The organism is Spiroplasma sp. ald, assembly GCF_044714355.1.
GTDB classification, from domain to species: Bacteria; Bacillota_I; Bacilli_A; order Mycoplasmatales; family Mycoplasmataceae; genus Spiroplasma; species Spiroplasma phoeniceum.
Genome location: NZ_RXFY01000183.1, coordinates 1 through 1,033, shown reverse-complemented (window position 1 = coordinate 1,033; position 1,033 = coordinate 1). Strand labels below are relative to the sequence as shown.

Here is a 1,033-nt window from a genome sequence, read left to right as displayed (position 1 = left end):
AACACTGACTATGTTATCGGCGTTGATAATCTTATTGTGGGTGATTGAACGACGAGCAAAGATGTCAAGGTTCAAGCAGTCGATGGTAGTACAAAATTGCTAAGTTTTACCACCAAAACTATTTCAATACAGCAAAAAGATCAACCAATATCCTCAATTCCAAATCCAGAACCGATAACTAACAATAATAAAAAAGGACTAGCTGGTTGGGCAATTGTTGGTCTTGTTGTTGGGTCGCTGGCGGGTCTTGCTCTTCTTGTTTGGTTGTTTAAACGGTTTGTGGTTGACCCGTTTATTTTAAAACTAATCCGCAAGAAAAAAGAAAAAGTCTTTGTTGCAAAAACAGAAAAAGATATTGCTCAAATGAAAAAAGATGATGAAGAATGCGAAGCAAAACAAAAAGGAGATAAATAATATGATGTTACTAGCGACAAGTTTATCAACTAGTTTGCAAGAAATCGGCAATAAAATAATTTCCGTTGGAATACCTATTCTAATCGGGTTAGCAATAACAATTGGCATTGTTGAACAAAAGAAAAAAGCAAAGAAAATAGCACAAGAATTTAACCAAATTTCACAAAGCAATTTGCTTAATTTAAACAAAAACTTTGGCTTAATAAAATCAAATTTATCTCAACACATTATCCTTGTTGACAACTACTGATAGTGGTAAAACAACGACATTAATGCAAATTATAAAAGAATTAAGGTTTAAATTTCGTGAAACCACAATTATTATTGATGGTAAAGGGAATATTGATTTAATTGATAAAGTTAAACAACTAGACCCTAATGCTTTTATTTGAGAAATTGGTGGATCAACGGAATATAGCCCTTTTACAAACAAAAATAAAGTTATTTTAGCTGATAAGGTAATGTCTTTATTTGATTTTTCTGAACCATATTATCAAAATCTAGCTCATAATTATTTATTAGACTTCTTGCATAACCTAGTTATTTTAAAATTCCTATAAAATATATTTAAAATAGAAATTATAGGAATTTAAAATTATGAAATTTGATAAATTTGATT

The 1,033-nt window shown here is 29.7% G+C and carries 2 protein-coding genes and 1 pseudogene; all 3 read left to right on the top strand.

All coding sequences use genetic code 4. The features are described from left to right. Positions 1–414: pseudogene (locus EHU54_RS06010) on the top strand (hypothetical protein); the annotation flags it as partial. A gap of 1 nt (position 415) precedes the next feature. Beyond that, entirely contained in the window at positions 416–667 is a 252-nt protein-coding gene (locus tag EHU54_RS06005; RefSeq protein ID WP_400249490.1) for a hypothetical protein, read from the top strand. Further along, positions 651–974, top strand: a complete 324-nt coding sequence (locus EHU54_RS06000; protein ID WP_400249489.1) for a hypothetical protein — start codon at positions 651–653, stop codon at positions 972–974. The genes EHU54_RS06005 and EHU54_RS06000 overlap by 17 nt, the downstream gene beginning before the upstream one ends. Positions 975–1,033 lie beyond the last annotated feature (59 nt).